Below are 25,376 nucleotides of genomic sequence, written 5' to 3' on the forward strand. Positions count from 1 at the left end.
GCTTGAGTGCAACACCCTAATAACAATAAAAAGCCCAGCAAATGCTGGGCTTTTAAGGATATAACAACTCAGTTACTCTTTAACTTCCGTAGCTGATGACTCGACTGCTTTTTTCTCTCGCTTGCTGAATAGGCGCTCAACAATCACGAAGAAAATCGGAATAAAGAAGATACCTAAGAAGGTCGAACTCATCATGCCACCAAGTACACCTGTACCAATCGCATTCTGACTTCCTGAACCCACCCCGGTACTAACGGCTAACGGTACAACCCCAAGACCAAACGCTAGAGAGGTCATCAAGATTGGACGTAAACGTACGCGAACCGCATGCAAGGTCGCATCCACCAGCGTCGAACCTTTTTCGTAATATTCTTTAGCAAATTCTACAATCAAGATGGCATTCTTAGTAGCTAGACCTACAGTAGTTAACAGACCAACTTGGAAGAATACGTCGTTAGGAAGCAAGCGACCATTCATCGCCAGCAGTGCACCAATAATCCCCAACGGAACCACCAAGATAACCGCAAACGGCACAGACCAGCTTTCATACAAGGCTGCCAATACTAGGAATACCACTAGAATAGACAAAGCATACAAGGCTGGGGCCTGATTACCCGATAGACGTTCTTCATAAGAAAGACCGTTCCACTCAACACCAAATCCTGGAGGTAATTTAGCAACCATAGCTTCGATATCATTCATCGCAGCGCCGGTACTGTATCCTTGCACCGAACCACCTTGAATATTCATTGCAGGTAAGCCGTTAAAACGCTCAAGGCGTGGCGAACCAAATTGCCAGCGACCCGTTGCAAATGCAGAGAATGGCACCATTTCACCATTGGCGTTACGAACATACCAAGTATCGAGATCTTCAGGCTGCATACGGTATTCGGCATCACCTTGTACATAAACCTTCTTCACACGACCTCGATCGATGAAGTCGTTGACATAGCTGCCACCCCAAGCCGTACCTAAGACACTGTTTACCGAATCAATATCAACCCCTAATGCGCGAAGCTTGGCATGGTCAATATCAATTTTGAACATAGGTGCATCTTCCTGACCATTGGGACGAACGCCCACAAGATTAGGGTTTTGTGCCGCCATTCCCAACATCATGTTACGGGCTTCCAAAAGCTTTTCATGACCCTGACCATTTTTATCCTGTAGATAAAAGTCGAAACCATTAGCCGTGCCTAGCTCAATTACCGCCGGAGGCACGAAAGCAAATACGAATGCTTCTTTCATTTGACTAAACATGCCCATGGCGCGTCCAGCCAACGACTGTACATCCTGCCCTTCGCCTTGTCGTACTGACCAATCTTTCAGACCAACGAAAGCAATACCCATGTTTTGACCGCTACCGGCGAAACTGAAACCAGAAACACTGAATACCGAGTTAACATTGTCACCTTCTTGGTTTAGATAGAAGTCTGTTACCTTTTCCATCACCTTCTTGGTGCTTTCTTGAGTCGCGTTTGTCGGCAAAATCGCCTGAGTAAACAAGATGCCCTGATCTTCATCGGGCAAGAAGGCACTTGGCATGCGCATAAAGATCCAACCTACAGCCACTGCAATACCGACATAAATCAACATCACACGGCCGGTACGCTTGATCATTGCCGCCACACCAGATTCATAACGTGCGGTCATGGCATCAAACTGACGGTTAAACCAACCAAAGAAGCCTGTTTTGATGTGACTTTCACCCTTGGCAATAGGTTTAAGCATGGTGGCACATAACGCCGGCGTCAGAATAATCGCCACCATAACAGACAGTGCCATTGCCGACACAATGGTTACCGAGAACTGACGATAAATAACCCCGGTAGAACCTGACATAAATGCCATAGGTACGAAGACTGCCGACAAGGTCAAGCCAATACCGACCAAGGCGCCGGTGATCTGATCCATCGATTTCCGTGTGGCCTCGATGGGGCTTAAGCCCTCCTCTTGCATCACACGCTCGACGTTCTCAACCACAACAATGGCATCATCTACCAGCAGACCAATAGCCAGAACCATAGCAAACATGGTTAAGGTATTTATTGAGAAACCCATGGTGTTCAAAATGGCAAAAGTACCTAACAATACAACAGGCACCGCAATCGTCGGGATCAGCGTGGCTCGGAAATTCTGCAAGAACAGATACATGATAACAAATACCAGTACCACAGCTTCCAACAGCGTATGTACTACGCCTTCAATCGATTTTTCTACGAATGGCGTTGTATCATAGGGATACACCACTTCTAACCCTTGGGGGAAGAAAGGTTGCATCTCGGCAATCTTCTCTCGCACCGCTTCCGCCGTTGCTAATGCATTGGCGCCAGTGGCTAACTGAATACCGATACCCGAAGCGGCTTTACCGTTGTAGTAAGATTCAACTGAATAGCTTTCGGCACCAAGCTCAACTCGAGCCACATCCTCTAAGTAAACTTTTGCACCAGAAGTATCAGACTTGATAATGATCTTTTTAAATTCTTCTGGGGTTTGTAAACGACTCTGAGCGGTAATGGTCGCGTTAAGCTCTTGACCTTGAACCGCAGGAGCACCACCCAATTGGCCCGCAGAAACCTGAGCATTTTGTTCACGGATCGAAACCAGGATATCGGTACTGGTCAAGTTGTATTGGGTTAGCTTTAGCGGGTCGAGCCATATACGCATTGCATATTGGGCGCCAAAAAGCTGAATCGTACCCACACCCGCAACACGACTGAGAGGGTCCTGAATGTTAGCGCCAACATAATCGGCAATATCATTCTTAGCCAAAGAGCCATCGGAAGAAACGAAACCCACAACCATCAAGAAGCCGGCGCTAGACTTTGCGACGTTCACACCTTGCGCCTGCACTTCTTGTGGTAACAGAGGCATAGCAAGTTGCAATTTGTTCTGAACCTGTACCTGAGCAATATCAGGATCAGCTTCAGCATTAAATGTCATTGTAATCTGCGCATTACCAAAACTATCACTGGTAGATGAGATATAACGTAGATGGTCAATACCCGTCATACGTTGCTCAATCACCTGAGTCACGGTATCTTCCATGGTTTTCGCCGATGCACCAGGATACGCAGCACTAATCACAACCGTTGGTGGTGCAATACTAGGATATTGCGACACGGGAAGCTTCATAATAGAAAGCACCCCGGCCAACATAACGATAATCGCGATCACCCAAGCAAAAATAGGGCGATCGATAAAGAAACGAGCCATAACTTTACCCTACTTTTACTGTTGTTTGTCGCTTACAGGCTTACCAACCACAGGTGCCCCTGGACGAATTTTTTGAAGTCCTTCGACAATCAATTGATCACCCTCTACTAAACCACTGGTGATTCGCCATTGATGATCAATCACTTCTGCAGTAGTCAAAACACGCGGTTCAACCTTATTTTCTGCTCCGATAACCATAGCGACGGCTTCGCCTTTGGTGTTACGAGTGACTGCTTTTTGTGGCACAAGAATCGCTTTAGGATCGGTTCCCGCATTTAGCACGGCACGAACATACATGCCAGGCAATAACACACCATCAGGATTCGGGAACTCAGCACGTAATGTCACAGAACCGGTATTTTCATCAACATTCACTTCAGAGAAACGAAGAGAACCTGTATGAGAATACTGACTACCATCTTCTAAAATCAGTGTCACATCGGCATTATCGGCGGCCTGTAGCGAGCCTTGCTTTAGCTTAGACTTTAAGCGCAACAGCTGAGCACTCGACTGAGCAATATCCACATTGATCGGATCAAGCTGTTGAATCGTCGCCAACACTAGGCTCTGATTCGCCGTAACCAAGGCTCCAGGAGTCACGTAAGACTTGCCGATACGACCAGAAATAGGGGCTTCGACTTGCGTGTATTTCAAATTAATTTTAGCGGTATGAATTGCGGCCTTAGCCACTGTCACGCTGGCAATCGCTTCTTTATAAGCCGCGTCAGCATCATCATAGTCTTGTTGACTAATGGCATTGGTCTTAATCAACTCTTGATAACGGGTCGCCTTAGCTTTAGTTGAAGTTAAGCTCGCATTGGCACGCGCCAAGTCCGCCTCAGCACTTGCGACTGCGGCTTCATAGGTCGATGAGTCGATTTTATATAATGACTGACCTTGCTTAACATCGGTGCCTTCCACGAAACTACGTTCAGTAATAATTCCTGACACCTGAGGGCGAACTTCAGCTTCAAGAAATGCTTTACTACGGCCAGGTAGTTCGACAAGGATTGCTTGTGGTTTTGCAACCACGTTAACCACACCGACTTCAACACTTCGAGGTGCTGCAGCGGCAGATTGAGTTTGTGCCTCTTCCTGTCCACAACCCGTCATCCATAACGCCACACTAATAACAGAGGCAATTTTCACTATCTGCCGCATGATAACTCCTAAATCAAAACAAAACGCCCATGTATAGCAGAACGCTATCGGGCTCTTTTTGAAAGCATAATTTGTATAAAAATATGAGACGATATTTATCTCATACCTTGTCGGACAATACACCCGCCATTTTGTAAGTTAGTGCAAATTATTATTTTAAACATGAAGCTAAGTTAACTTTAGGTTAAAACAACAATCGATTACAACAACAAACAGGCAACATGCGTGACTTTGTGTATCTTTTGCAGCTTAAATAACTAATATTGAGTCACTATGACAGATTAAATCATTTGAGCACAAAACAAGCTCAAATTGACAGTCGATTATCACCAACACTGCAGGCAACAATCCGACTAATTTCCGCTAAGGATAATCCTGACTCTTGTTGCCAACAATTAAACACCTCTTGCACCTGTTTAAGCCCTGCTTTAGAGGTAAAGCCGTAGTCGATTAACTTATGTGCTGTAAAATATCCTTTGATGTCATCGGTCAACAAAAAAGTATCTTTACCAATAGTACGTAAGAAATAAGGTCCTGTATTACCACCAAGGCGACAGCCCCGACGTTTTAACTCACTCCACAAGCCGGTAATGTCTTCTACAGGCCAATTGGCAATAAATTCGGCAAAACTCCCCTGTTTGAGCTGTATATCATGGATCATTAAGGCATTATCATAGATGGATTGGGTTTTCTTTAGATGACGGATCAAGGTTTCATCACTGGCCCGTTGCTGCAATTGCTCAGGCGACAACATCAATACTTTCTGCGGCTCAAAATCAAAGAATGCCTTCTCATAAGCAGGCCATTTATGATCCACCACACGCCAAACAAAACCACATTGAAATACCTTTCGGCTGATCTCAGACAAAAGTTCTGCGTCGGTATAATGCTTTATTGATGCCTTACTTGAGATCTGCGGCATCAATAACGCCAACGCCGCCTCACCACCTTTGCGCTCACAAGCGCGCTGATAAATCTGCTTAAATGATTCCAACTCACGCTCTCTTATAATCTCTTACTTACACCTTATTGTACGACAGTCAGATCTAAGTCGATCAATTTATCGCCGAACAACTTTCTAGCCATCCCCAAATAAAGCCTTACAGCACTATGGGCATTTTCGAACTAAAATTAACTGCATAAGCCTATGCTTGAAGACGATATTACGATGGAACTGTTTTACCATCCTTTGTGTCGCTATAGCCAGAAAGTGCTGATAGCACTATATGAAAAACAAGCCCACTTCTTTCCTAACAAGATTGATTTAAGTGACCCCTTTTCACGCCAAAAATTTGCCAAGCAATACCCACCAGGACAACTTCCTCTATTAAGAAAAGCCAACGGTGAGCTTATACCTGAGTCCAGCATTATCATTGAATATATAGATCATCATTTGCACACAGGCTCGCACCTATTGCCGACTCATTTTGAATCTCTACTTGAAGTTCGCCTTCTCGATAGACAAGTGGATATCGAACTGAATAATAAACTCTACGTCATAGAAAATATGCACGCGAATCATGGATTATTACCGATAAAAATAAAACGGATAGAAAATGAAATTAATATGACACTCGAACGCTTAAATCAGCGTTTAATTCAAAATCATTGGCTATGTGGCGACCATTTCACTCTGGCCGATTGCGCATTGATCCCCTGCCTAATGGATGCCAAAACGCAATTCCAACTTTACCAATATGATGGGTTAGACAGATATCTACACCAAGCAGAGATCCGTGGTGCTTGGATGCAAGTAAAAGAGGAAGCTGAACTGGCTAAAACAGCCAGTTGCTCCCTTGATCTTTATTGAGCTTGTTACTGATTTCGCTCTTTTTTCAATTGTAAAAATGCTTTCCACTGCTCGACTTCTGGCGGCAATGGAGGTGGATTCTGGTGATAACCAACCTCTGCTAACATGGTTGTGATTGGCACCTGCTTGCGACGACAAATAAACACCCCTCGAACATGCACGATGCAATGCAAGGTGTTCTCACTCACGAAGCGCTGCTCTATATAGAAATATTTCTCATCCCAACCGACAACCTTGCTCTCAATCTCAAATTTACGCAGCGGTTTAATATCGCGAATATAAGTAAACTCGACGGCATTAACGATTGGCATCCACTTCAATTTAATAAACCGACTCAGCAAGCCCATTTCGGCCAACATATAAGTACGAGCCAAGTCCATAAATGCGGGGTATCGAGAATTTGTCAGATGAAAATTGATATCGCAATCAGATGGCAAGGCACGATAATCGATTTTACTGGTACCAAGGAAGTCGATCTCTTGGCAGCGCCGAATACGCCACATCATCAGCCAAAACAATCGAAAATAAAGATTCATTACATTAGCATCCTTTGAAATGAGCCCCAAAAGGCTAACAGAGGTCATACCAGATAACAAGAGGGAGAAATCTTATGTTCTTCTCCCTGAATAGCCATAGATTAAGACGAAAAAAAAAGAGCCATAAAGGCTCTTTTTGCTCATAAAACTATGGGTTATTCCAAAGCGAAGTTATTGGGTAAGGTCAATAAGATGATCAGCGTAACAGTTAACATCTTGCCAATCGGTGTAATCAATCACCGCTTTAGGATCGGTTGGTCCATCTGTCATCTTCATGATCAATTGGATCATCCATCTGTCGTACCAACGCCATGAAGGATAATCAACCTTGCCGGCAATCACCTTTACATCTTTTGGTTTCCAGGCTGACAGTTCAATAAACTTCTGCAAATACTTATTATTTTCTGGAATACGTTTTTCAGGGTTACGAGCAACCACGTTAACACTGAAAAAACTGCTTGGTTTACTATTCAACTGCTGCTGATACTGATTAGCGAAAGCAAAAACCGACTTATCATAGCTGCCGTAAAGCACGCAGGCACCCAAGGCAAGGGTATCATATTTATCCCAATCAATAGCCTGTGCTTCTGCCACGGTAACCACATCACACAGATGTCCCTGCTGGCGAATATGCTCTGCCATCGCCTGAGTGATCTTAGCTGTGTGACCACCACGGGAATAATAAACAATTAATACAGAAGCCATACGCACCCATTTTGATAAGGACCATTAATAGCCAATATTGTGGCAATTATGAGACCACAATTCCCGCCCGTGGATCACAAATTAGTTAAGGATTTTGTGAAATACACCACCTAATCATAAATTTATTCACGTTAGAATAGGCTTATAAACGAACTCCTCCATTGGAGTGAATCTGGCTCCCCAAGGATTGGCGATAGACAAGTGATTGCTTTCTGGCTACCACTTAATTAGAATAAACTAATAAATAAGCACAAGAGAAGAATCAAATGCTAAAAGATATTGATGTAGAGGCAATGGTTATCAATGCACAGAGCGCGGCTAAATGGCTCAAGGCTATCGCTAACCCTTACCGCTTGATGATCTTGTGCCAACTGCTCGACAATGAACTCAGTGTCACCCAATTGAATGAAACCGTACCTCTGAGCCAATCGGCATTGTCACAGCATTTGGCGGTATTACGTGCTGAAGATTTAGTAGCGACTCGTAAAAGCTCTCAAGTGGTGTATTACACCCTCAAAAATGAACAGGTCACCGAAGTTATCTCCATTTTATATAAGCGCTACTGCGCTTAAGAAAAGAGCCAACTTAAGCGACTAAAGCCTTTATCTTTCACTAAAGGCTTTAGCAAATTCACCGACTTTATCCCAATCTGTAAACTCAAAAGTACCGCTTGTATCAGTAGGCCCTTTGGTCATCCACATAATAAAACGGATCATCAACTTATCGAACATTCGGTATTTAGGATAATCAATCTTGCCTGCAAACACTCCCAGCTGTTGCGGTTGCCACAAAGAGAGTTGTATAAACTTTTGCATGTAAGGATTAGTTTCTGGAGTATTTTTTTCCGGCTTACGCGCCACCACATTGACGGTAAAAAACGCATTTTTTTTGTTATTGAGTACAGCTCGATGACGATTCACATACTGAAACAGTTCTGGTCTATGTTTACCATAACGAATACTCGCACCAATCATCACCTTATCGTAATAAGACAAATTCACCGATTGCGCTTCAGCCAAAGAGACTAAGGTCACGGGTTTATTATCGGCCTCACAGATTTGCTTTATTTGCTGACAAATAGACTTAGTCTGTCCATCAACTGTCGAATAAATAATTAAGGTACGACTCATTAATTCTTCCAAAACGTCGGGGTAAACAACACCAATAGGGTAAAGACTTCTAGTCGGCCAAATAACATCGCCATGACTAAAACCCACTTCTCACCATCGCCAATGCTGGCGTAATTACTCGCGACCTCCCCCAATCCAGGCCCAAGATTATTTAAGCAAGCCGCGGTAGCACTGAAGGCGGTAATGTTATCCATCCCCAGCGCCATTAAAATCAACATACAAATCACAAATACTAAGGCATAAGCAGAGAAAAAGCCCCACACAGCATCGATCACTCTATCGGGCAAGGCCTTACCGCTAATACGAATAGAGAACATGCCACGGGGATGGATTAAACGCTTTAATTCTCGAGAGCCCTGCAATAGCAACAGCACCATACGTACCACCTTGATACCACCAGCGGTAGATCCACCACAACCACCAATGAAACTGGAAAAAATCAGCAACATAGGTAGAAACAACGGCCACATATGGAAACTCTCGGTACCAAAGCCGGCCGTGGTAGAAATCGACACAGCCTGGAACAGGGCGAAGTCGAATGTCTCTTCGGCGCTATCGTAAATGCCCGAATGATAAAGTGTCACAAAACAGATAAAGGTTAAAGCCAACTGAATTACGATCAACGCCTTAAATTCGGCATCACGAAAATAAACTTTTAGATTGATGCCTCGACGGGTAAAAGCCGCAAAATGTAGGCTAAAATTGAGCGCCGCGATCAGCAAGAACACCACACAAACCATATTGATAGCCGTGCTATTGAAATAGCCCATACTGGCATCATGAGTCGAAAACCCGCCAATGGCGATGGTTGAAAATGAGTGGCAAATGGCATCGAACACATCCATTCCCGCCACCCAATATGCAAATGCACAGGCAAGCGTGAGTGCAAGGTAGATATACCAAAGCGCCTTGGCTGTCTCCGCGATTCGCGGCGTCATCTTGGCATCTTTTACCGGACCAGGGATTTCTGCACGATAAAGTTGCATTCCCCCGATGCCCAATACGGGAAGAATCGCCACAGCCAAGACAATGATCCCCATACCACCAAGCCATTGCAGTAAGTGGCGGTAAAATAAAATTGCTTTAGGTAAGTTATCCAGCCCCACCAACACTGTGGCACCGGTAGTGGTTAGCGCAGAAAAAGATTCAAATACACTGTCGGTTAAGGAAAGATCGGGCTGACTAGAAAAAATAAAAGGCACAGCACCAATAGAGCCAAGTACTCCCCAGAACAGCACCACCAGCATAAAGCCTTCGCGAGTTCTTAAATCTTTCTTATGATGACGATTGGGATACCAGAGGAAAAAGCCGAGCACCAGACTTAAGAAAAAAGCCTGAATAAATGCAGTACCGCCACCATCTTTATAGATAACAGCAACCAGAGCCGGTGGTAGCAGTGACAAAGAAAAAAGGCCCATTAATAGACCCGTAATTCTTATTATTGTTCGATATTGCATCAGGGCTTTCTATTCATCCATATAGGCCATCTTACTCACACAGGCATTTTCGCACATATTTAAGCTCTAGTTATATAAAAGTTTATTGCGCTGATACCGCAAGCACCTTGATACATAACAAACCAGGATAAGATTTAGGGTTAAATATCGAAATCTGGCCGTAACCCACCTTGGCTCATGGTGGCTAATTCTTGGGTCAGTTGTGACTGAAAACGCTTAGGTAGCATAAACTCTATGAGTACTTTATCAGTAAACTGTTTATCGGTGACCAACGCCTCACTGCGAGCTAAAAAGTGCTCGACATCTTTTAGCTGATGATAGTCACATACTAGTCTAGCGGGATAACGAATCAACTTTAACTCGGTTTCAAGTTGTAGCAGACCCTGTTTTATTCCCGAACTATAAGCCCTTACTAAGCCGCCTACACCTAACTTGGTACCGCCAAAATAGCGCACAACAATCGCACCTATCTCGCCGATATTAGCGCCCTGTAACGTAGCTAACATTGGCCGTCCGGCACTTCCTGCAGGTTCACCATCATCGCTAGAGCCAATTGCCACGCCATTTTTAGGAGAATTGGCAATAAAGGCATAGCAATAATGGTTTGCTCCTGGATATTGCGCCTTAATGTTAGTAAGCGCACACTTCAACTCTTGCTCAGACGAGCAGTGAAACAAAGAAGAGATAAAGCGGCTATGCTTTATCTCTTCTTCAATGACCACTGACGCCGAAGGTATCAGGTAACTTTCATTCAAAACTTATTGCTCAAACTCAGTTATCGACCCAATTTCAAACAGGGGATTAACCGTGTAAACCGAAATCACGGGTCATATTCTCATTACGATCAGGATGCACAATCACGTTGTCTTCAATGCGGATACCACCGAAAGGACGCAATATATCGACCATATCCCAATTAATCTGCTTAGCGCGATTATCTTGGTTTAACTCTTGTAATAAACTATCAATGATATAAACACCCGGTTCGATGGTCAGCACCTGGTTTTTCGCCAGTGTACGAGTACAACGTAAGAAAGGGTGTCCTTCTGGTGCTGCAACATGGTGCCCTAAGTCATCATGGAGGAATCCCCCCATATCATGCACTTGTAAACCCAGCATGTGGCCTAAGCCATGAGGGAAAAACACATTGGTGATCCCTTGCTCTACTAGACTTTGTGCAGAACCAGTTGCTATGTTGAAATCCACTAAAATCTGCGCCAACTTATGATGAGTCGCAATATGTAAGTCGGCATATTTAACCCCTGGCGCCATCATATCGATGATCTCAAGCTGCAATTTATCCATTGCAGCAATCAATTCACCAAACTGATTTTTTTCAAATGCGTAAGTACGAGTAATATCTGCGGCATAACCATGAAAATTGGCACCAGCATCGATTAAGAAGGACAAACGCTGCGCCGGAGATTGATGCTCTTGTGCCATATAATGCAAAATCGATGCGTTACGATTAAGCGCGACAATATTGCTATAAGGCATGTCATTTTCGCCCTGATCCGCAGCGGCTAAATAAGCCTGCTGGATATGAAACTCACTACCGCCACTATAAAATGCACTCTTCGCCGCTTGATGGCCTTTGACAGCAATCTCATTTGCACCACGTAAACATGCCAACTCATAGTCTGTCTTGGTCGCTCTGTGGTAATGAAGGTAATGCAAAACGGCATCTGGGTTGAGCGCATCAAATCCCAGCACCTCGGCCACATCGATATGTTCGCCAATATAAGCCCAGTTTTGAATATCTGTAGGCAAAAAGTCGGCAATTTTATCGGCTTTAGTCAGCAATTTAATATCGAATTCACTCGCCCAAAAATCGCTTGGCTCATCGGCTACTTTATGCCAAAAATCTACCGGACGATAAAAAATCAATTGCGGCTTATCTTGACCATTAATAATCAGCCAACAGTTAGGGTTATCGATAACCGGCAGCCAAGCCTTGAAATGAGGATTAACCTTAAAAGGGTAATCCATATCATCGAGAAACTGACGATGGGGCTGTCCTGAATGAATCACCAAACCGCTCATATTTTCACGTTGCACAACCTCTGCAACACGACGATTCAACTCCATAATATGCTTGGGATACAGAGACGCTAAATTTTCCATCAATCATTTCCTATTATTGTTCTATTCAGACTTAGTGCAGAAATTACTCAGCCAAGTTGTGAGACTGCGACAACGATCACAAGAGTCTATCATAAAGCGTAAAAATCAGCCTAACCAAAGAAAATTAAACAACCGTTTAAATTGGGTGTTGAAATTTTATCGAATTAGACGCACACTGAGCAGCAACTGGTCAAATGATGGCCTGCTGTCACAGAGAAATTGACCTAAGCTATAACAAACCCTCAGCAGGTGCGCTCTTAAAGCAATAAGGAAGTAAGCAATGATCTACCAAAGTCCTACGATTCAAGTTACAAGACTTGAAGACAATATCGCTCGGCTCTGTTTCGATTCAGCCGGCTCAGTGAATAAGTTTGACCGAGAAACCCTCGATTCTCTTAATGCCGCCTTAGACGCAATAACCCAGGCGGGTGATATCAAAGGCTTGTTACTTACTTCGGGCAAAGAGACCTTTATCGTCGGTGCCGATATCACAGAATTTTTAGGTCTGTTCGCCCAAGAAGATGAAGTGCTTTTTCATTGGATTGAAGAAACTAACAAGGTTTTCAATAAACTCGAAGATCTGCCCTTCCCAACCATTTCTGCAGTCAAAGGTTTTGCATTAGGCGGTGGTTGTGAAGCCATCTTAGCAACCGACCTTCGTATTGCCGACACCTCGGCGCGTATCGGTTTACCTGAAACTAAACTCGGCCTCATCCCAGGTTTCGGTGGTACGGTTCGCCTACCACGTTTAATCGGTGCCGATAACGCATTAGAGTGGATAACCACAGGAAAAGACCAACGCCCAGATGCGGCACTGCAAGTCGGTGCTATCGATGCCGTTGTTACACCAGAAGCATTAGAAAGCTCAGCATTACAGATGCTGAATGACGCTATTGCAGGCAATATCGATTGGCAAGCTCGTCGCCAACGCAAACAGGCCCCATTAGCCTTACCGAAGCTTGAAGCCATGATGTCATTTGCAACCGCAAAAGGCATGGTATTCCAAGTGGCAGGCAAGCATTATCCAGCGCCAATGGCTGCTGTTGATGTAATTGAAAAGGCGGCTAAAGAGCAACGTGCAGAAGCATTAAAAGTAGAACATCGCGCCTTTATTTCTCTTGCTAAAACCGATGTAGCACAAGCATTAATCGGTATTTTCATGAATGATCAGCTTGTTAAGGGCAAAGCTAAGAAAGCTGCCAAACAGGCTGATACTGTTCACAACGCAGCAGTGTTAGGTGCAGGAATCATGGGGGGCGGTATAGCCTATCAAAGTGCCAGTAAAGGCACCCCAATCGTGATGAAAGATATCAACCAATCAGCCCTAGATTTAGGCTTAAGTGAAGCATCAAAACTGCTGACGGCCCAAATCAAACGCGGACGTTCAACTCCTGAAAAAATGGCAGCGGTGCTTAATAACATCACAGCATCATTGGATTATAGCGCCCTAGCCCATGCAGACGTGGTAGTTGAAGCCGTTGTTGAACATCCAAAAGTTAAATCCACAGTACTAGCCGAAGTTGAGCAATTTGTAGGGCCAGATAAAATTATCGCCTCTAATACCTCAACCATCTCAATCAACCTATTAGCCAAGAGCCTAAAGAAGCCTGAACGTTTCTGTGGCATGCACTTCTTCAACCCGGTACACAAAATGCCTTTGGTAGAAGTCATTCGAGGTGAAAATAGCTCTGACGAGACTATCGCTACCGTTGTAGCCTACGCGGCGAAGATGGGCAAAACCCCGATTGTCGTTAATGACTGCCCAGGCTTCTTTGTGAACCGAGTGTTGTTTCCCTACTTCGCAGGCTTTAGCGGCTTGCTCGCCGATGGCGCCGATTTTGCGGCTATCGATAAGGTCATGGAAAAACAATTTGGTTGGCCAATGGGTCCAGCCTACTTACTCGACGTTGTAGGCTTAGATACCGGTCACCATGCTCAAGCAGTGATGGCTGAAGGTTTCCCTGATCGTATGGCTAAAACAGGTAAAGATGCTATCGATGTGATGTTTGAAGCCGAGCGTTTTGGACAAAAGAATTCCATGGGCTTCTATCAATATTCTGTTGACCGTCGTGGTAAGCCCAAGAAAGATATCGATCCCGTCAGCTATGAACTCTTAGGCAAAGCATTTGGTGAGCTAAAAGAGTTCAGCAGCGAAGAGATCATCGCCCGTACCATGATACCTATGATCATCGAAACAGTTCGCTGCCTAGAAGAAGGTATTATTGCCACCCCAGCTGAAGCCGATATGGGATTGGTTTATGGTCTTGGTTTTCCACCATTTAGAGGTGGTGTATTCCGCTACATCGACACCATGGGTATTGCTAACTTTGTCGCCTTAGCCGATCAATATGCTCATTTAGGTGGTCTGTACCAAGTGACAGATAAGATGCGCGAACTCGCTGCTAACAACGGCAGCTACTACCAAGCCTAATCACCGGAAGGAACAAGATAATGAAACAAGCAGTTATTGTAGATTGCATCCGTACTCCGATGGGCCGCTCAAAGGCTGGAGTATTTAGAAACGTACGCGCAGAAACCTTGTCAGCGGAGCTGATGAAAGCCTTGCTAACACGTAATACCCAACTCGATCCCAACACCATCGAAGATGTGATTTGGGGTTGTGTACAGCAAACCTTAGAGCAAGGTTTTAATATTGCCCGTAACTCAGCGTTATTAGCGGGCATCCCAAAACAAGCAGGGGCTGTAACCGTTAACCGTCTGTGTGGTTCATCGATGGAGGCGATTCATCAGGCCGCACGCGCAATCATGACAGGCATGGGTGACACTTTCATTATTGGTGGTGTTGAACATATGGGCCACGTGCCAATGAACCATGGTGTGGACTTCCACCCAGGTTTGGCCAATAACGTGGCTAAAGCTTCAGGAATGATGGGACTTACAGCTGAAATGCTTGGCAAAATGCATGGCATCACGCGTCAGCAACAAGATGAATTTGCCGTACGCTCACATCAACGTGCCTATGCAGCTACCGTTGAGGGACGTTTCGCCAATGAAATACACCCTATCGAAGGCCATGATGCCAATGGCGCTTTGATTAAAGTGGTCCACGATGAAGTGATTCGTCCAGAAACCAGCTTAGCGTCTCTCGCTTCACTCAGACCGGTATTCGATCCGGCTAACGGCACAGTTACAGCAGGTACTTCATCGGCACTGTCTGATGGCGCATCGGCCATGTTGGTCATGGAAGAGGAAAAAGCCAAAGCGCTTGGGCTTCCTATCCGTGCACGTATTCGCTCTATGGCTGTCGCGGGTTGTGATGCAGCTATCATGGGGTATGGTCCTGTACCTGCTACTCAGAAAGCTCTTCAGCGTGCAGGCTTAAGCATTAACGACCTCGATGTTATCGAATTAAACGAAGCGTTTGCAGCACAGTCTCTACCTTGCGTAAAAGACCTCGGCTTAATGGATGTAGTCGATGAGAAAGTGAACCTTAATGGGGGCGCCATTGCACTGGGTCACCCTCTAGGCTGCTCAGGTGCTCGTATATCAACGACCCTAATCAACTTAATGGAACATAAGGATGCGAGCTTAGGTCTAGCGACCATGTGTATTGGTTTAGGTCAGGGTATCGCAACCGTATTTGAACGAACTTAGAGATTATTTATCCTTGTTCTGTAATCGACACGGAACAGGTTAGAAATCCACTTCAATGAGTCGCCAACGGGGCGACTCTTTTTTATCTGTTTCACGTGAAACCATCTGTTACTTTTCTCTACACTCGATCATCAAAAATCGTTATGGTATATCCACAGACAACTGTTAACGACACCCTTGATGACACCAGCAACCAAAGCTCTCGATAAAGCCAAAATCCAATATAGCATCCATGAGTACCAACATGATGCCAATAGCACAGCTTATGGTTTGGAAGCCGCAGAAAAACTTAACCTTCCCGTCGAGCAAGTTTTCAAAACTTTAGTCGCAGAACTCGACTCGGCCAAATTAGTGGTTGCCATTATTCCTGTCGCTCACAAGCTGAATATGAAACAACTTGCCAAAGCCGCTGGTTGTAAAAAAGCTGCCATGGCCACACCTCAGGATGTGCAGAGATCGACCGGATATATTTTGGGAGGCGTGAGCCCTATTGGTCAGAAGAAACGCTTAGCGACTTTTATCGATGCCAGCGCAGCTGGATTGTCGTTAATATACGTGAGTGGCGGACGCCGGGGGTTAGATATCGCCTTGTCGCCAACTGATTTACAAAATATCACCCAGGCAAAATTTACTCAGCTAACGGCATGAAACAAGCTTTTAACTCACAAAAGCAGGCTAACAACTTGGTTTCAATCGGTAGCTGACGTAACATTAGCATTCTAATTGAGGTGGTTATTTTATCAGTCGTAAGTTTCTATCGGATATCTCTATGAGCAATACATTTTCAGACGCACAACATCAACTCGATGCTCTTGGTCTTCGCTGCCCTGAGCCAGTAATGATGGTGAGAAAATCTGTGCGCAAAATGCTGGAAGGTGAAACCTTACTGATCATTGCAGATGACCCAGCAACGACCCGAGATATTCCTAGCTTCTGCGAGTTTATGGATCACACGCTATTAGCTAGTCAAACGGAATCGACTCCGTACCAATATCTGATCAAAAAAGGCTTGTAATACCAAACACAGTTAAAAGGATTTAATAACATGGCAAGTTTACAAGGCATTAGCTACAAAACAGTCAAAAAAGGCCCCATGCTAGAAACCTCTAGCGCCTTAGTGACAACCTCGACTGGCGTAGCACAAGATGTATATGGCAAACCCAGTAAGCGTCAAGTCACAGTACTTTCTTTCGAACAATGGCAACAAGCCTGTGAGACAGTACAAGCTGAGTTACATTGGACAACTCGCCGCGCAAACTTATTAGTCGAGGGACTCACCTTTAGTGAAACCGATGTTGGCAAAACCTTACATATAGGCGAACTTCAATTGCTAATCACCGGTGAAACCGATCCCTGCAAAAAAATGCAACAAGCTCACCCCGGTCTTGAACAGGCACTTCGCCCCGATTGGCGTGGTGGCGTCACCTGTAGAGTCATCAATGATGCCAGTATTAATGTCGGCGACGAGGTGAGCTTAGCCTAAGGCAAGTTACCGACCTTACTTTCTATTTCAGCAAGTAACCTTCTCCAGCTAATTAATGTAGGCTTGAGTCCACTTATAAGCCTACAACTTCAGTTTCAACTCATCTTTACCCTCTAACATTCAATTAATGTCACACATTGTTTGTTTTTCTGTTATAAAAACAGGCGACAAATAACATTACAATAACGATACCGCTAAGCTAACCGACTTCAGCAAATAGCGTCTCCACTCAAAAATAATAAACGGAAATGATAATGCTAAAACATAAAATCAAGCCCTTATGTGCAGCAATAGCCCTAAGCTTTAGTACTCCAACCCTGGCAGATGACAACAATGCTGGCGAAGCCAGTTGGCAAGTCAACGCCCCCGCAAACGCGCCTTTAGAACAAGTTAACATCGACGTTAAAGAAGGTACTTGGATGAACGTCAGTGTTAGCCCTAACGGCAAACACATTGTTTTCGATCTACTCGGTGATATTTACCAAATGCCCATCGAAGGGGGTGAGCCTAAAGTATTAGCTCAAGGTATTGCTTGGCAGATGCAACCCGTTTATAGCCCTGATGGTAAATATATTGCCTTCACCTCAGATGAAGATGGTGGTGATAATATCTGGGTAATGGAAGCCGATGGCAGTAATCCTCACCCAGTAACCAAAGAAACCTTTAGACTGCTTAATAGCCCTTCTTGGAGCCCTGACTCTCAGTATCTCATTGGTCGTAAGCACTTTACCGGAAGCCGTAGTTTAGGTGCTGGCGAAGTATGGCTTTATCATGTTGCGGGCGGCACAGGTGTAAAATTAACTGAGCGTCCTAACGAGCAAAAAGATTTAGGCGAACCCGCCTACTCTCCAGACGGCCGCTATGTCTATTTCAGCCAAGATGCCACGCCGGGTAAAACTTTTCACTACTCAAAAGACTCGGTCAAAGGTATTTATAAGATAAAAAGATATGACACCCAGACAGGTGATATCGAAGTATTAATTGAAGGAACGGGTGGTGCAATTCGTCCAACCCCAAGTCCCGATGGTAAAAAGCTTGCCTTCATCAAGCGTGACGGTTTCCAGTCTTCGCTTTATTTACTGGACTTAAAGTCTGGAGAAAAAACCAAGTTATACGACAAGCTTGACCGTGATATGCAAGAAACTTGGGCAATTCACGGTGTGTATCCAACCATGAGCTGGACAGCCGATAATGAAGAAATTGTATTTTGGGCCAATGGCCAGATTAATCGACTCAATGTTGATTCGAAGAAAGTAGCCCAAATTCCCTTTTCGGTTAAAACTCAACTTGCCGTTCAGCCATCGGTTCGCTTTAAACAGAATCTAGATCAAGATAAGTTTGATGTGAAAATGCTGCGTATGGCACAGGTTTCTCCCGATGGGAAAAAAGTGGTTTATGAAGCCTTAGGTAAACTCTGGCTAAAAACCTTAGACAATGGCAAGGTCAGCCGTCTTACCAAGCTCGATGAATCATTAAGAGAGCTGTATCCACAGTGGTCACGCGATGGTAAAAACATTGTATTCACGACTTGGGATGATGATAAGCAAGGCAGTGTACGCGTCATTAGCGCCCGCGGCGGTAAGGCCAAAACCTTAACCACAGAGCCCGGTAAATACGTCGAGCCCACCTTCTCACCTCAAGGTGATCTTGTTGTTTACCGAAAAATAAAAGGCGGATATATAACCCCTAGAACCTGGTCACAAGAACCCGGTCTTTATGTTGCAGACATCAAAGCAAAAACCAACACCAAAATAACTCCTGAAGGTCATCAGCCTCAATTCGGTGCTGATTCAGAGCGCATTTATTTTATGGACTATGGAGAAACGCCACAGTTATCTTCAATCAATCTGCATGGTTTTCAAAAACGCGTACATTACACCAGCAAGCATGCAACTGAGTTTAGAGTCTCTCCAGATGGTAAACAGCTAGCCTTTGCTGAACGCTTTAAAGTTTGGGTCACCCCTTTCGCTAAACATGGCGAAACCATAGAAATTGGACCAAAAGCTAATAATCTTCCAGTAACACAATTAAGTGTTCGCGCTGGTGAAAGTATTAGCTGGAACAACGATAGCGACCAACTTTATTGGACTCTCGGCCCTGAGCTTTATCAAGTAAAAGTTGATGCTCAATACCAGCAATATGAACAAGCTAAAACAGATAATCCACCGAAAATCACAGAGATTGGTTTCAGCCAAGATGCCGACGTTCCACGTGGAACCGTCGCTTTTGTTGGTGGTCAGGTGATCACGATGGAAGATGATAAGGTGATCAAAAACGGAACGGTTATTGTCAAGAATAACAAAATCATCGCTGTTGGAGATGCCAATACAACTATTCCTGACGGAGCCTTAGTTGTCGATATTAAAGGCAAAACCATAATGCCCGGCTTATTCGATGCCCATGCACATGGCGCACAGGGTGAAAATGAAATCATCCCACAACAAAATTGGGAGCTGTACTCTAACCTATCGCTGGGTGTCACCAGCATCCACGATCCATCGAACGACACCACTGAAATATTCGCGGCATCTGAGCAACAGAAAGCGGGGAATATCGCTGGGCCACGCATATTCTCAACCGGTACCATCTTGTATGGCGCCAACGTGCCAGGCTATACCTCGCACATCGATTCATTAGATGATGCCAAATTCCACCTAGAACGCCTAAAAAAGGTCGGCGCTTTTAGCGTTAAGAGCTATAACCAACCTCGTCGTAATCAACGTCAACAGGTCATTGCAGCAGCTCGGGAACTCGAAATGATGGTTGTACCTGAAGGCGGTAGTTTATTGCAACACAACCTGACTATGATTGCTGATGGCCACACTACGGTTGAACACTCATTGCCAGCCGCGAAAATCTATAGCGACATAAAACAGCTATGGAGCCAAACCGATGTTCACTATACACCGACCTTAGTAGTCGCTTATGGTGGCATCTCTGGTGAAAACTACTGGTACGATAAAACTGATGTTTGGGCACACCCACGCCTTTCTATGTATGTTCCAGGCGATCTTCTTCAAGCTCGCTCCATGCGTAGACCAACTGCACCAGATGAGCATTACAACCATTTTAATGTTGCGCGCGTTGCCAAAGAACTAAATGACCTAGGTGTTAAACCCAATATTGGTGCCCATGGTCAACGTGAAGGTTTAGCTGCTCATTGGGAAATGTGGATGTTTGCTCAAGGTGGAATGAGCAACCTTGAGGTGTTAAAAACCGCAACCATTAATCCAGCAACGACTTTCGCAATGGATCATCAATTAGGCTCTATTAAAGAAGGTAAGCTAGCAGATTTGATCGTTATCGATGGTAATCCATTAGAAAATATACGAGACACCGACAAGGTGACTCACACTATGGTCAATGGCAAACTTTATAATGCTGAAACCATGGACCAACTTAATGGTGAAAAAATTCAGAGAAAGCCATTTTTCTTTGAAATTTGATTCGTTTTTAATTTTAAAATCTGGCTAACTTTACAGCCAAATTTTAATTTCATAAAAATTTAAAAACAGATCAAAAATGACCTAAAAAAAGAAAAAAGGGTGTTTCACGTGAAACACCCTTTTTAATTATCTGAAAACTATCCAGCCGCTTTGCATCTAAATATAAATAAGCCTAAGCTGATTAACCAAAAATCTGCTCAGACCGAAGAGCTTCGCCAATAAGGAACTTGGAAATGAAATCGATAATCATCACCCTAGTGATTCTATTAATTCTATCTGCAATTACCTACTTCTCACTAAACAAGGATCAAGTGCCTGACCAAGCCCAAAAACAAATTCTGCTCACAAATACCGAAACTCGATTAACTGATACAGAGAAACAAACTGATATAACTCCATCTAGCGAAGTGCAAATAGCTCAAGCCAAAAGCAGCAATGATGATCAGACAGCCCAATCACTTTCAACCGAGAATATTTCGGCCAAGCAGTTGGTAGCAAAAATCATTGATGCGCAGGAGGTCGTTGATGGTGAGCAGATAAAAAAACTACTTAGTGAAGACTTGGAAGCCTATGTCGAGCTCATCGAGTCCCTCGACAACTATGATACCATCAGCCAACAACGCCTGACGGCACTGGCCGACAGACTCGCTCATTTGCCGGAGGCCATATATAGTGAAAAATATGCCTGCGCAGACAGAATCTGCGCCCTAAGCCTTACAACAGACACTATTAGCCAACAAAGCATTGATAAATTGAGTGAATTTGATAAGAACTATGCATTTATCAAGCAGACACAGCTCGACTCGGGAGAGACACAATTTCAGGCCATCTATCTACAAACAGATGACCCATCGACTATGCGTTTTAAAGGTTACTAATAGCCTTAGTTAGACTTATCCTGGTAACAGAAGCAATCTTGGGTATGGTCATTGACCATGCCCACAGCCTGCATAAAAGCATAACAAATCGTCGGCCCGACAAAATTAAACCCTAATTTTTTCAATGCTTTCGACATTGCTTCCGACTCAGGGGTTTGGGCTGGCAATTGCGCTAACGACTGAAAGTGATTCAACTTCGGTTCACCGCCTACAAAGCTCCATAGAAACGCAGAGAAATCATTTCCCTGCTCTACAAATGCGATGTAGCCTTTGGCGTTCTTAATAATGGAATTAACCTTGAGACGGTTCCTAACAATACCGGGATTTTGCAATAACGCCTCGACCTTTTGCTCGTCAAACGTTGCAATAACATAAGGGTCAAAATCGGCAAATGCCGCTTGGTAATTTTGCTGTTTCTTGAGGATGGTAATCCATGATAGTCCCGCCTGCTGACCATCTAAACAGAGTTTGGCAAACAGCTCCTGACTGTCATATACAGGCCTGCCCCACACGTTATCGTGGTAGTCTTGATATAAAGGATCTTTACTCACCCAGCCACAACGTTGTAAATCCATGCTAATTTTCCCAAATTTAGGCGGTTAACCTAAAAAATAACCTACATAAGCCGTTTTCAACAAGGTATAATCGAAACCATTTTCTATCACAAGCTGACAGTAGTAGACATGACGACGAAACACGACGTAAAAACATTCCAGGGATTTATCTTAACCCTGCAAGAATACTGGGCCCAGCAAGGTTGCGCTATCGTTCAACCTCTGGACATGGAAGTGGGTGCAGGCACATTCCACCCAATGACTTTTTTACGCTCTTTAGGCCCAGAGCCAATGAGCAGTGCCTATGTTCAGCCTTGTCGCCGTCCAACTGATGGCCGTTATGGTGAAAACCCTAACCGTCTACAGCACTATTATCAGTTTCAAGTCGTGTTGAAACCCTCTCCAAGTAATATTCAAGAGTTATATTTAGGCTCTTTAGAAGCGCTTGGGATCGACATGAACGTCCATGATGTGCGTTTCGTCGAAGATAACTGGGAGTCTCCCACGCTTGGTGCATGGGGGCTGGGCTGGGAAGTGTGGCTCAATGGTATGGAAGTCTCGCAGTTCACCTACTTCCAACAAGTAGGCGGTCTAGAATGTAACCCAGTTACTGGCGAAATTACCTATGGTCTTGAACGCCTTGCCATGTATATCCAAGAGGTTGACAGTGTTTATGACCTTGTCTGGACCGACGGCCCTATGGGTAAAATCATGTATGGCGATGTGTTCCATCAAAACGAAGTTGAACAGTCTACATACAACTTTGAACACGCTAACGTCGACGTATTATTTAAGCAATTCGACGACTGTGAGAAGGCCTGTAATGAGCTGCTTGCACTAGAAAAACCATTAGCATTACCTGCTTATGAGCAAGTAATGAAAGCATCACACGCATTCAATCTACTCGATGCCCGTCATGCCATCTCGGTAACTGAGCGCCAACGTTATATTCTCCGCGTTCGTACCATGGCTAAAGCCGTAGCAGAGTCTTACTACCAAGCCCGTGAGGCGCTTGGTTTCCCAATGTGTAAGTAAAGAGGTATTAAGATGAATTTTGAAAACTTACTCATTGAGGTGGGTACAGAAGAATTACCGCCAAAATCACTACGTAAATTAGCCGAATCATTCGTAGCGAATTTCGAAGAAGAGCTAAACAAAGCAGAACTAAGCTATGAATCAGCAACTTGGTATGCAGCACCTCGCCGCTTAGCCATTAACGTAAAGCAATTGGTTCTCGCTCAGGCAGACAAAACCGTTGAAAAACGTGGTCCTGCTGTTGCTCAAGCTTTTGATGCCGATGGCAATCCAACAAAAGCTGCTATGGGTTGGGCTCGCGGTAACGGTATTACCGTTGAACAGGCTGAACGTCTAAAAACAGATAAGGGTGAATGGCTACTTCATCAAGCTAAAGTCGTTGGTGTTGAAACTAAATCTTTAGTCGCTGAAATGGCACAACGAGCATTGGATAAGTTGCCTATTCCTAAGCCTATGCGTTGGGGTAGCAACAAAACTCAGTTTATTCGCCCTGTACATACAGTCACCATGCTGTTGGGCAGTGAGCTTATTGAAGGTGAACTATTAGGCATCAAATCAGCACGTACCGTTCGCGGCCATCGCTTTATGGGTGTCGACACTTTCGAGCTGGATCATGCAGATAACTACCTCTGCACCTTAAAAGAGCAAGGTAAAGTGCTTGCCGACTATGAATTACGTAAATCTATCATCAAAGCAGATGCACAAGCGGCAGCCAGTAAAATTGGTGGCGTAGCCGACCTTGAAGACGATCTTCTTGAAGAAGTCGCCTCTTTGGTTGAATGGCCAGTGGTATTAACCGCCAGTTTTGAAGAAAAATTCCTTGATGTACCGGCAGAAGCCTTGGTTTATACCATGAAGGGTGATCAGAAATATTTCCCTGTTTTCAACCCTGCAGGCGAACTGTTACCTAACTTTATTTTCGTGACAAATATCGAATCTAAAGATCCACAACAGATCATCTCAGGTAACGAAAAAGTAGTTCGCCCACGTCTAGCCGATGCAGAATTTTTCTTCGAAACAGACAAAAAACACAGTCTAGAATCACGCCTTACCAGCCTAGAGACTGTCGTATTCCAGAAGCAACTAGGTACCATAAAAGACCGAGTAGAGCGTATCTCTGCCCTCGCCGCTTTTGTTGCTCAAGGCATTAATGCCGATAGCGAACAAGCTGCACGAGCCGGTTTACTTTCTAAGTCAGATTTGATGACAAACATGGTAATGGAGTTTACGGACTTACAAGGCACCATGGGCATGCATTACGCACGCTTAGACGGTGAAACCGAAGCGGTTGCGTTAGCGCTTGAAGAGCAATACAAGCCAAAGTTCTCTGGTGATACTGTACCAACAGCCGATATTTCTATCGCCGTTGCATTAGCCGAGAAGCTCGATACCTTAGTGGGTATCTTCGGTATTGGCCAAGCACCTAAAGGTGCTGCCGATCCATTTGCATTACGTCGTGCCGCTATTGGTATTTTACGTATCTGTGTTGAGAACAAACTTCCACTGGATTTAGTCGACTTAATCGCTAAGGCCCAAGCGCTACATGGCAGCAACCTAAGCAATACAGACACTGCCGAGCAAGTACTTGAGTTTCTGATGGGTCGTTTCCGCTCTTGGTATCAAGATCAGGGTGTTAGCGTCGATGTTATCTTAGCAGTATTGGCGCGTCGTCCAACATCTCCAGCTGACTTCGATAGCCGTATTAAAGCCGTCGCTCACTTTAGAACCCTAGAACAAGCCGCAGCCCTCGCTGCCGCCAATAAGCGTGTATCTAATATCTTGGCTAAAGTCGAAGGCGAATTAGCGATCAACATCGATGAAAACTTATTGGTTGAACAGGCCGAAAAAGCCTTAGCCGCTAAGTTAAATGAGTTACAGCCTCAGCTAGCACCTCTATTTGCTAATGCCGATTACCAACAAGCATTAGCATTACTTGCTGGCCTACGCGAAAGTGTCGATACCTTCTTCGAAGATGTGATGGTGATGGCAGACGATGAAGCGCTGAAGAATAACCGATTAGCGTTATTATCAAACCTACGCGAGCAGTTCTTACACGCTGCAGATATCTCGTTATTACAGTAATAGTTAACGATTTATCAATAAAAACGCACCCTTAGTGGTGCGTTTTTTATGTCCGAGATTCATAATTCATCGTAACGCTTTGTAAGTCAATGGATCTTATAACTGCGCCAAGTTAGACTAAATTCATCAATCGCATCATTAGAG

General features: G+C 44.4%; 21 protein-coding genes. 11 read left to right on the top strand and 10 right to left on the bottom strand.

From position 1 onward, the window contains the following. Positions 1-72: 72 nt before the first annotated feature. The 3 genes from L1D21_RS14275 to L1D21_RS14285 form a co-directional block, all read right to left on the bottom strand. On the bottom strand, positions 73-3,216 hold the full coding sequence (locus L1D21_RS14275; protein ID WP_239845939.1) for an efflux RND transporter permease subunit: 3,144 nt from the start codon (positions 3,214-3,216) through the stop codon (positions 73-75). A 15-nt stretch (positions 3,217-3,231) separates the two neighbouring features. Next, a complete protein-coding gene (locus L1D21_RS14280; protein WP_239845940.1) occupies positions 3,232-4,377 on the bottom strand; it encodes an efflux RND transporter periplasmic adaptor subunit in 1,146 nt (381 codons plus the stop codon). A gap of 307 nt (positions 4,378-4,684) precedes the next feature. Continuing rightward, positions 4,685-5,371 (bottom strand): DNA-3-methyladenine glycosylase I, encoded by a 687-nt coding sequence (locus L1D21_RS14285; RefSeq protein WP_239845941.1) that lies wholly within the window; start codon positions 5,369-5,371, stop codon positions 4,685-4,687. A gap of 174 nt (positions 5,372-5,545) precedes the next feature. Here L1D21_RS14285 and L1D21_RS14290 point away from each other — a divergent pair, with 174 nt between their 5' ends. Further along, a complete protein-coding gene (locus L1D21_RS14290) occupies positions 5,546-6,187 on the top strand; it encodes a glutathione S-transferase family protein (RefSeq protein WP_239845942.1) in 642 nt (213 codons plus the stop codon). A gap of 5 nt (positions 6,188-6,192) precedes the next feature. Here the strand turns inward: L1D21_RS14290 and L1D21_RS14295 are convergent, their stop codons facing one another. Continuing rightward, complete coding sequence (locus L1D21_RS14295; RefSeq protein WP_239845943.1) at positions 6,193-6,723, bottom strand: thioesterase family protein; 531 nt, start codon at positions 6,721-6,723, stop codon at positions 6,193-6,195. 171 nt (positions 6,724-6,894) lie between these two features. Continuing rightward, entirely contained in the window at positions 6,895-7,428 is a 534-nt protein-coding gene (gene hemG / locus L1D21_RS14300) for a menaquinone-dependent protoporphyrinogen IX dehydrogenase (protein ID WP_239845944.1), read from the bottom strand. A 266-nt stretch (positions 7,429-7,694) separates the two neighbouring features. Between hemG (L1D21_RS14300) and L1D21_RS14305 the strand changes: the two genes are divergently transcribed. Then, complete coding sequence (locus L1D21_RS14305; RefSeq protein WP_239845945.1) at positions 7,695-8,000, top strand: metalloregulator ArsR/SmtB family transcription factor; 306 nt, start codon at positions 7,695-7,697, stop codon at positions 7,998-8,000. Positions 8,001-8,030: 30 nt separating this feature from the next. Here the strand turns inward: L1D21_RS14305 and hemG (L1D21_RS14310) are convergent, their stop codons facing one another. The 4 genes from hemG (L1D21_RS14310) to pepQ all read right to left on the bottom strand — a co-directional run bounded on the left by hemG (L1D21_RS14310) (position 8,031) and on the right by pepQ (position 12,139). Then, positions 8,031-8,558 carry a menaquinone-dependent protoporphyrinogen IX dehydrogenase gene (gene hemG / locus L1D21_RS14310; RefSeq protein WP_239845946.1) on the bottom strand — a complete coding sequence of 176 codons (528 nt, stop codon included), beginning with the start codon at positions 8,556-8,558 and terminating at the stop codon, positions 8,031-8,033. Next, positions 8,558-10,015 (bottom strand): TrkH family potassium uptake protein, encoded by a 1,458-nt coding sequence (locus L1D21_RS14315; protein ID WP_239845947.1) that lies wholly within the window; start codon positions 10,013-10,015, stop codon positions 8,558-8,560. The genes hemG (L1D21_RS14310) and L1D21_RS14315 overlap by 1 nt, the downstream gene beginning before the upstream one ends. Before the next feature lie 140 nt (positions 10,016-10,155). Beyond that, positions 10,156-10,770, bottom strand: a complete 615-nt coding sequence (locus tag L1D21_RS14320; RefSeq protein ID WP_239845948.1) for a YigZ family protein — start codon at positions 10,768-10,770, stop codon at positions 10,156-10,158. Positions 10,771-10,816: 46 nt separating this feature from the next. After that, complete coding sequence (gene pepQ / locus L1D21_RS14325) at positions 10,817-12,139, bottom strand: Xaa-Pro dipeptidase (RefSeq protein ID WP_239845949.1); 1,323 nt, start codon at positions 12,137-12,139, stop codon at positions 10,817-10,819. 280 nt (positions 12,140-12,419) lie between these two features. Between pepQ and fadB the strand changes: the two genes are divergently transcribed. From fadB to L1D21_RS14360, 7 genes are all read left to right on the top strand, one after another. Beyond that, the gene (gene fadB / locus L1D21_RS14330; protein ID WP_239845950.1) at positions 12,420-14,570 is read left to right on the top strand and encodes a fatty acid oxidation complex subunit alpha FadB; all 2,151 of its coding nucleotides are present in this window, start codon (positions 12,420-12,422) and stop codon (positions 14,568-14,570) included. A gap of 20 nt (positions 14,571-14,590) precedes the next feature. Further along, positions 14,591-15,754, top strand: a complete 1,164-nt coding sequence (gene fadA, locus L1D21_RS14335; protein WP_239845951.1) for an acetyl-CoA C-acyltransferase FadA — start codon at positions 14,591-14,593, stop codon at positions 15,752-15,754. Between the two features lie 180 nt (positions 15,755-15,934). Next, positions 15,935-16,402 carry a Cys-tRNA(Pro) deacylase gene (gene ybaK / locus L1D21_RS14340; RefSeq protein WP_239845952.1) on the top strand — a complete coding sequence of 156 codons (468 nt, stop codon included), beginning with the start codon at positions 15,935-15,937 and terminating at the stop codon, positions 16,400-16,402. Between the two features lie 121 nt (positions 16,403-16,523). Continuing rightward, complete coding sequence (tusA, locus tag L1D21_RS14345; RefSeq protein WP_239845953.1) at positions 16,524-16,769, top strand: sulfurtransferase TusA; 246 nt, start codon at positions 16,524-16,526, stop codon at positions 16,767-16,769. A 30-nt stretch (positions 16,770-16,799) separates the two neighbouring features. Then, positions 16,800-17,237, top strand: a complete 438-nt coding sequence (locus L1D21_RS14350; RefSeq protein WP_239845954.1) for an MOSC domain-containing protein — start codon at positions 16,800-16,802, stop codon at positions 17,235-17,237. Between the two features lie 254 nt (positions 17,238-17,491). Further along, positions 17,492-20,683, top strand: coding sequence for an amidohydrolase family protein (locus L1D21_RS14355; RefSeq protein ID WP_239845955.1), 3,192 nt, complete (start codon positions 17,492-17,494; stop codon positions 20,681-20,683). A 233-nt stretch (positions 20,684-20,916) separates the two neighbouring features. Beyond that, entirely contained in the window at positions 20,917-21,561 is a 645-nt protein-coding gene (locus L1D21_RS14360; RefSeq protein ID WP_239845956.1) for a hypothetical protein, read from the top strand. 5 nt (positions 21,562-21,566) lie between these two features. On the opposite strand, the gene L1D21_RS14365 is transcribed toward L1D21_RS14360, so the two are convergent. Beyond that, positions 21,567-22,136 (bottom strand): DNA-3-methyladenine glycosylase I, encoded by a 570-nt coding sequence (locus L1D21_RS14365; RefSeq protein ID WP_239845957.1) that lies wholly within the window; start codon positions 22,134-22,136, stop codon positions 21,567-21,569. A gap of 108 nt (positions 22,137-22,244) precedes the next feature. Here L1D21_RS14365 and glyQ point away from each other — a divergent pair, with 108 nt between their 5' ends. Beyond that, the gene (gene glyQ, locus L1D21_RS14370) at positions 22,245-23,150 is read left to right on the top strand and encodes a glycine--tRNA ligase subunit alpha (protein ID WP_239845958.1); all 906 of its coding nucleotides are present in this window, start codon (positions 22,245-22,247) and stop codon (positions 23,148-23,150) included. A gap of 12 nt (positions 23,151-23,162) precedes the next feature. Next, positions 23,163-25,232, top strand: a complete 2,070-nt coding sequence (gene glyS, locus L1D21_RS14375) for a glycine--tRNA ligase subunit beta (protein WP_239845959.1) — start codon at positions 23,163-23,165, stop codon at positions 25,230-25,232. Positions 25,233-25,376: the final 144 nt, after the last annotated feature.

Source organism: Shewanella sp. Isolate11 (assembly GCF_022398315.1).
Lineage (GTDB): Bacteria > Pseudomonadota > Gammaproteobacteria > Enterobacterales > Shewanellaceae > Shewanella.

What these genes read in the sequence shown, in the direction of transcription:
- L1D21_RS14275 (WP_239845939.1), bottom strand. Translation starts at nt 3,216, where the DNA reads ATGGCTCGTTTCTTTATCGATCGCCCTATTTTTGCTTGGGTGATCGCG.
- L1D21_RS14280 (WP_239845940.1), bottom strand. Translation starts at nt 4,377, where the DNA reads ATGCGGCAGATAGTGAAAATTGCCTCTGTTATTAGTGTGGCGTTATGG.
- L1D21_RS14290 (WP_239845942.1), top strand. Translation starts at nt 5,546, where the DNA reads ATGGAACTGTTTTACCATCCTTTGTGTCGCTATAGCCAGAAAGTGCTG.
- L1D21_RS14295 (WP_239845943.1), bottom strand. Translation starts at nt 6,723, where the DNA reads ATGAATCTTTATTTTCGATTGTTTTGGCTGATGATGTGGCGTATTCGG.
- hemG (WP_239845944.1), bottom strand. Translation starts at nt 7,428, where the DNA reads ATGGCTTCTGTATTAATTGTTTATTATTCCCGTGGTGGTCACACAGCT.
- L1D21_RS14305 (WP_239845945.1), top strand. Translation starts at nt 7,695, where the DNA reads ATGCTAAAAGATATTGATGTAGAGGCAATGGTTATCAATGCACAGAGC.
- hemG (WP_239845946.1), bottom strand. Translation starts at nt 8,558, where the DNA reads ATGAGTCGTACCTTAATTATTTATTCGACAGTTGATGGACAGACTAAG.
- L1D21_RS14315 (WP_239845947.1), bottom strand. Translation starts at nt 10,015, where the DNA reads ATGCAATATCGAACAATAATAAGAATTACGGGTCTATTAATGGGCCTT.
- pepQ (WP_239845949.1), bottom strand. Translation starts at nt 12,139, where the DNA reads ATGGAAAATTTAGCGTCTCTGTATCCCAAGCATATTATGGAGTTGAAT.
- fadB (WP_239845950.1), top strand. Translation starts at nt 12,420, where the DNA reads ATGATCTACCAAAGTCCTACGATTCAAGTTACAAGACTTGAAGACAAT.
- fadA (WP_239845951.1), top strand. Translation starts at nt 14,591, where the DNA reads ATGAAACAAGCAGTTATTGTAGATTGCATCCGTACTCCGATGGGCCGC.
- ybaK (WP_239845952.1), top strand. Translation starts at nt 15,935, where the DNA reads ATGACACCAGCAACCAAAGCTCTCGATAAAGCCAAAATCCAATATAGC.
- tusA (WP_239845953.1), top strand. Translation starts at nt 16,524, where the DNA reads ATGAGCAATACATTTTCAGACGCACAACATCAACTCGATGCTCTTGGT.
- L1D21_RS14350 (WP_239845954.1), top strand. Translation starts at nt 16,800, where the DNA reads ATGGCAAGTTTACAAGGCATTAGCTACAAAACAGTCAAAAAAGGCCCC.
- L1D21_RS14355 (WP_239845955.1), top strand. Translation starts at nt 17,492, where the DNA reads ATGCTAAAACATAAAATCAAGCCCTTATGTGCAGCAATAGCCCTAAGC.
- L1D21_RS14360 (WP_239845956.1), top strand. Translation starts at nt 20,917, where the DNA reads ATGAAATCGATAATCATCACCCTAGTGATTCTATTAATTCTATCTGCA.
- L1D21_RS14365 (WP_239845957.1), bottom strand. Translation starts at nt 22,136, where the DNA reads ATGGATTTACAACGTTGTGGCTGGGTGAGTAAAGATCCTTTATATCAA.
- glyQ (WP_239845958.1), top strand. Translation starts at nt 22,245, where the DNA reads ATGACGACGAAACACGACGTAAAAACATTCCAGGGATTTATCTTAACC.
- glyS (WP_239845959.1), top strand. Translation starts at nt 23,163, where the DNA reads ATGAATTTTGAAAACTTACTCATTGAGGTGGGTACAGAAGAATTACCG.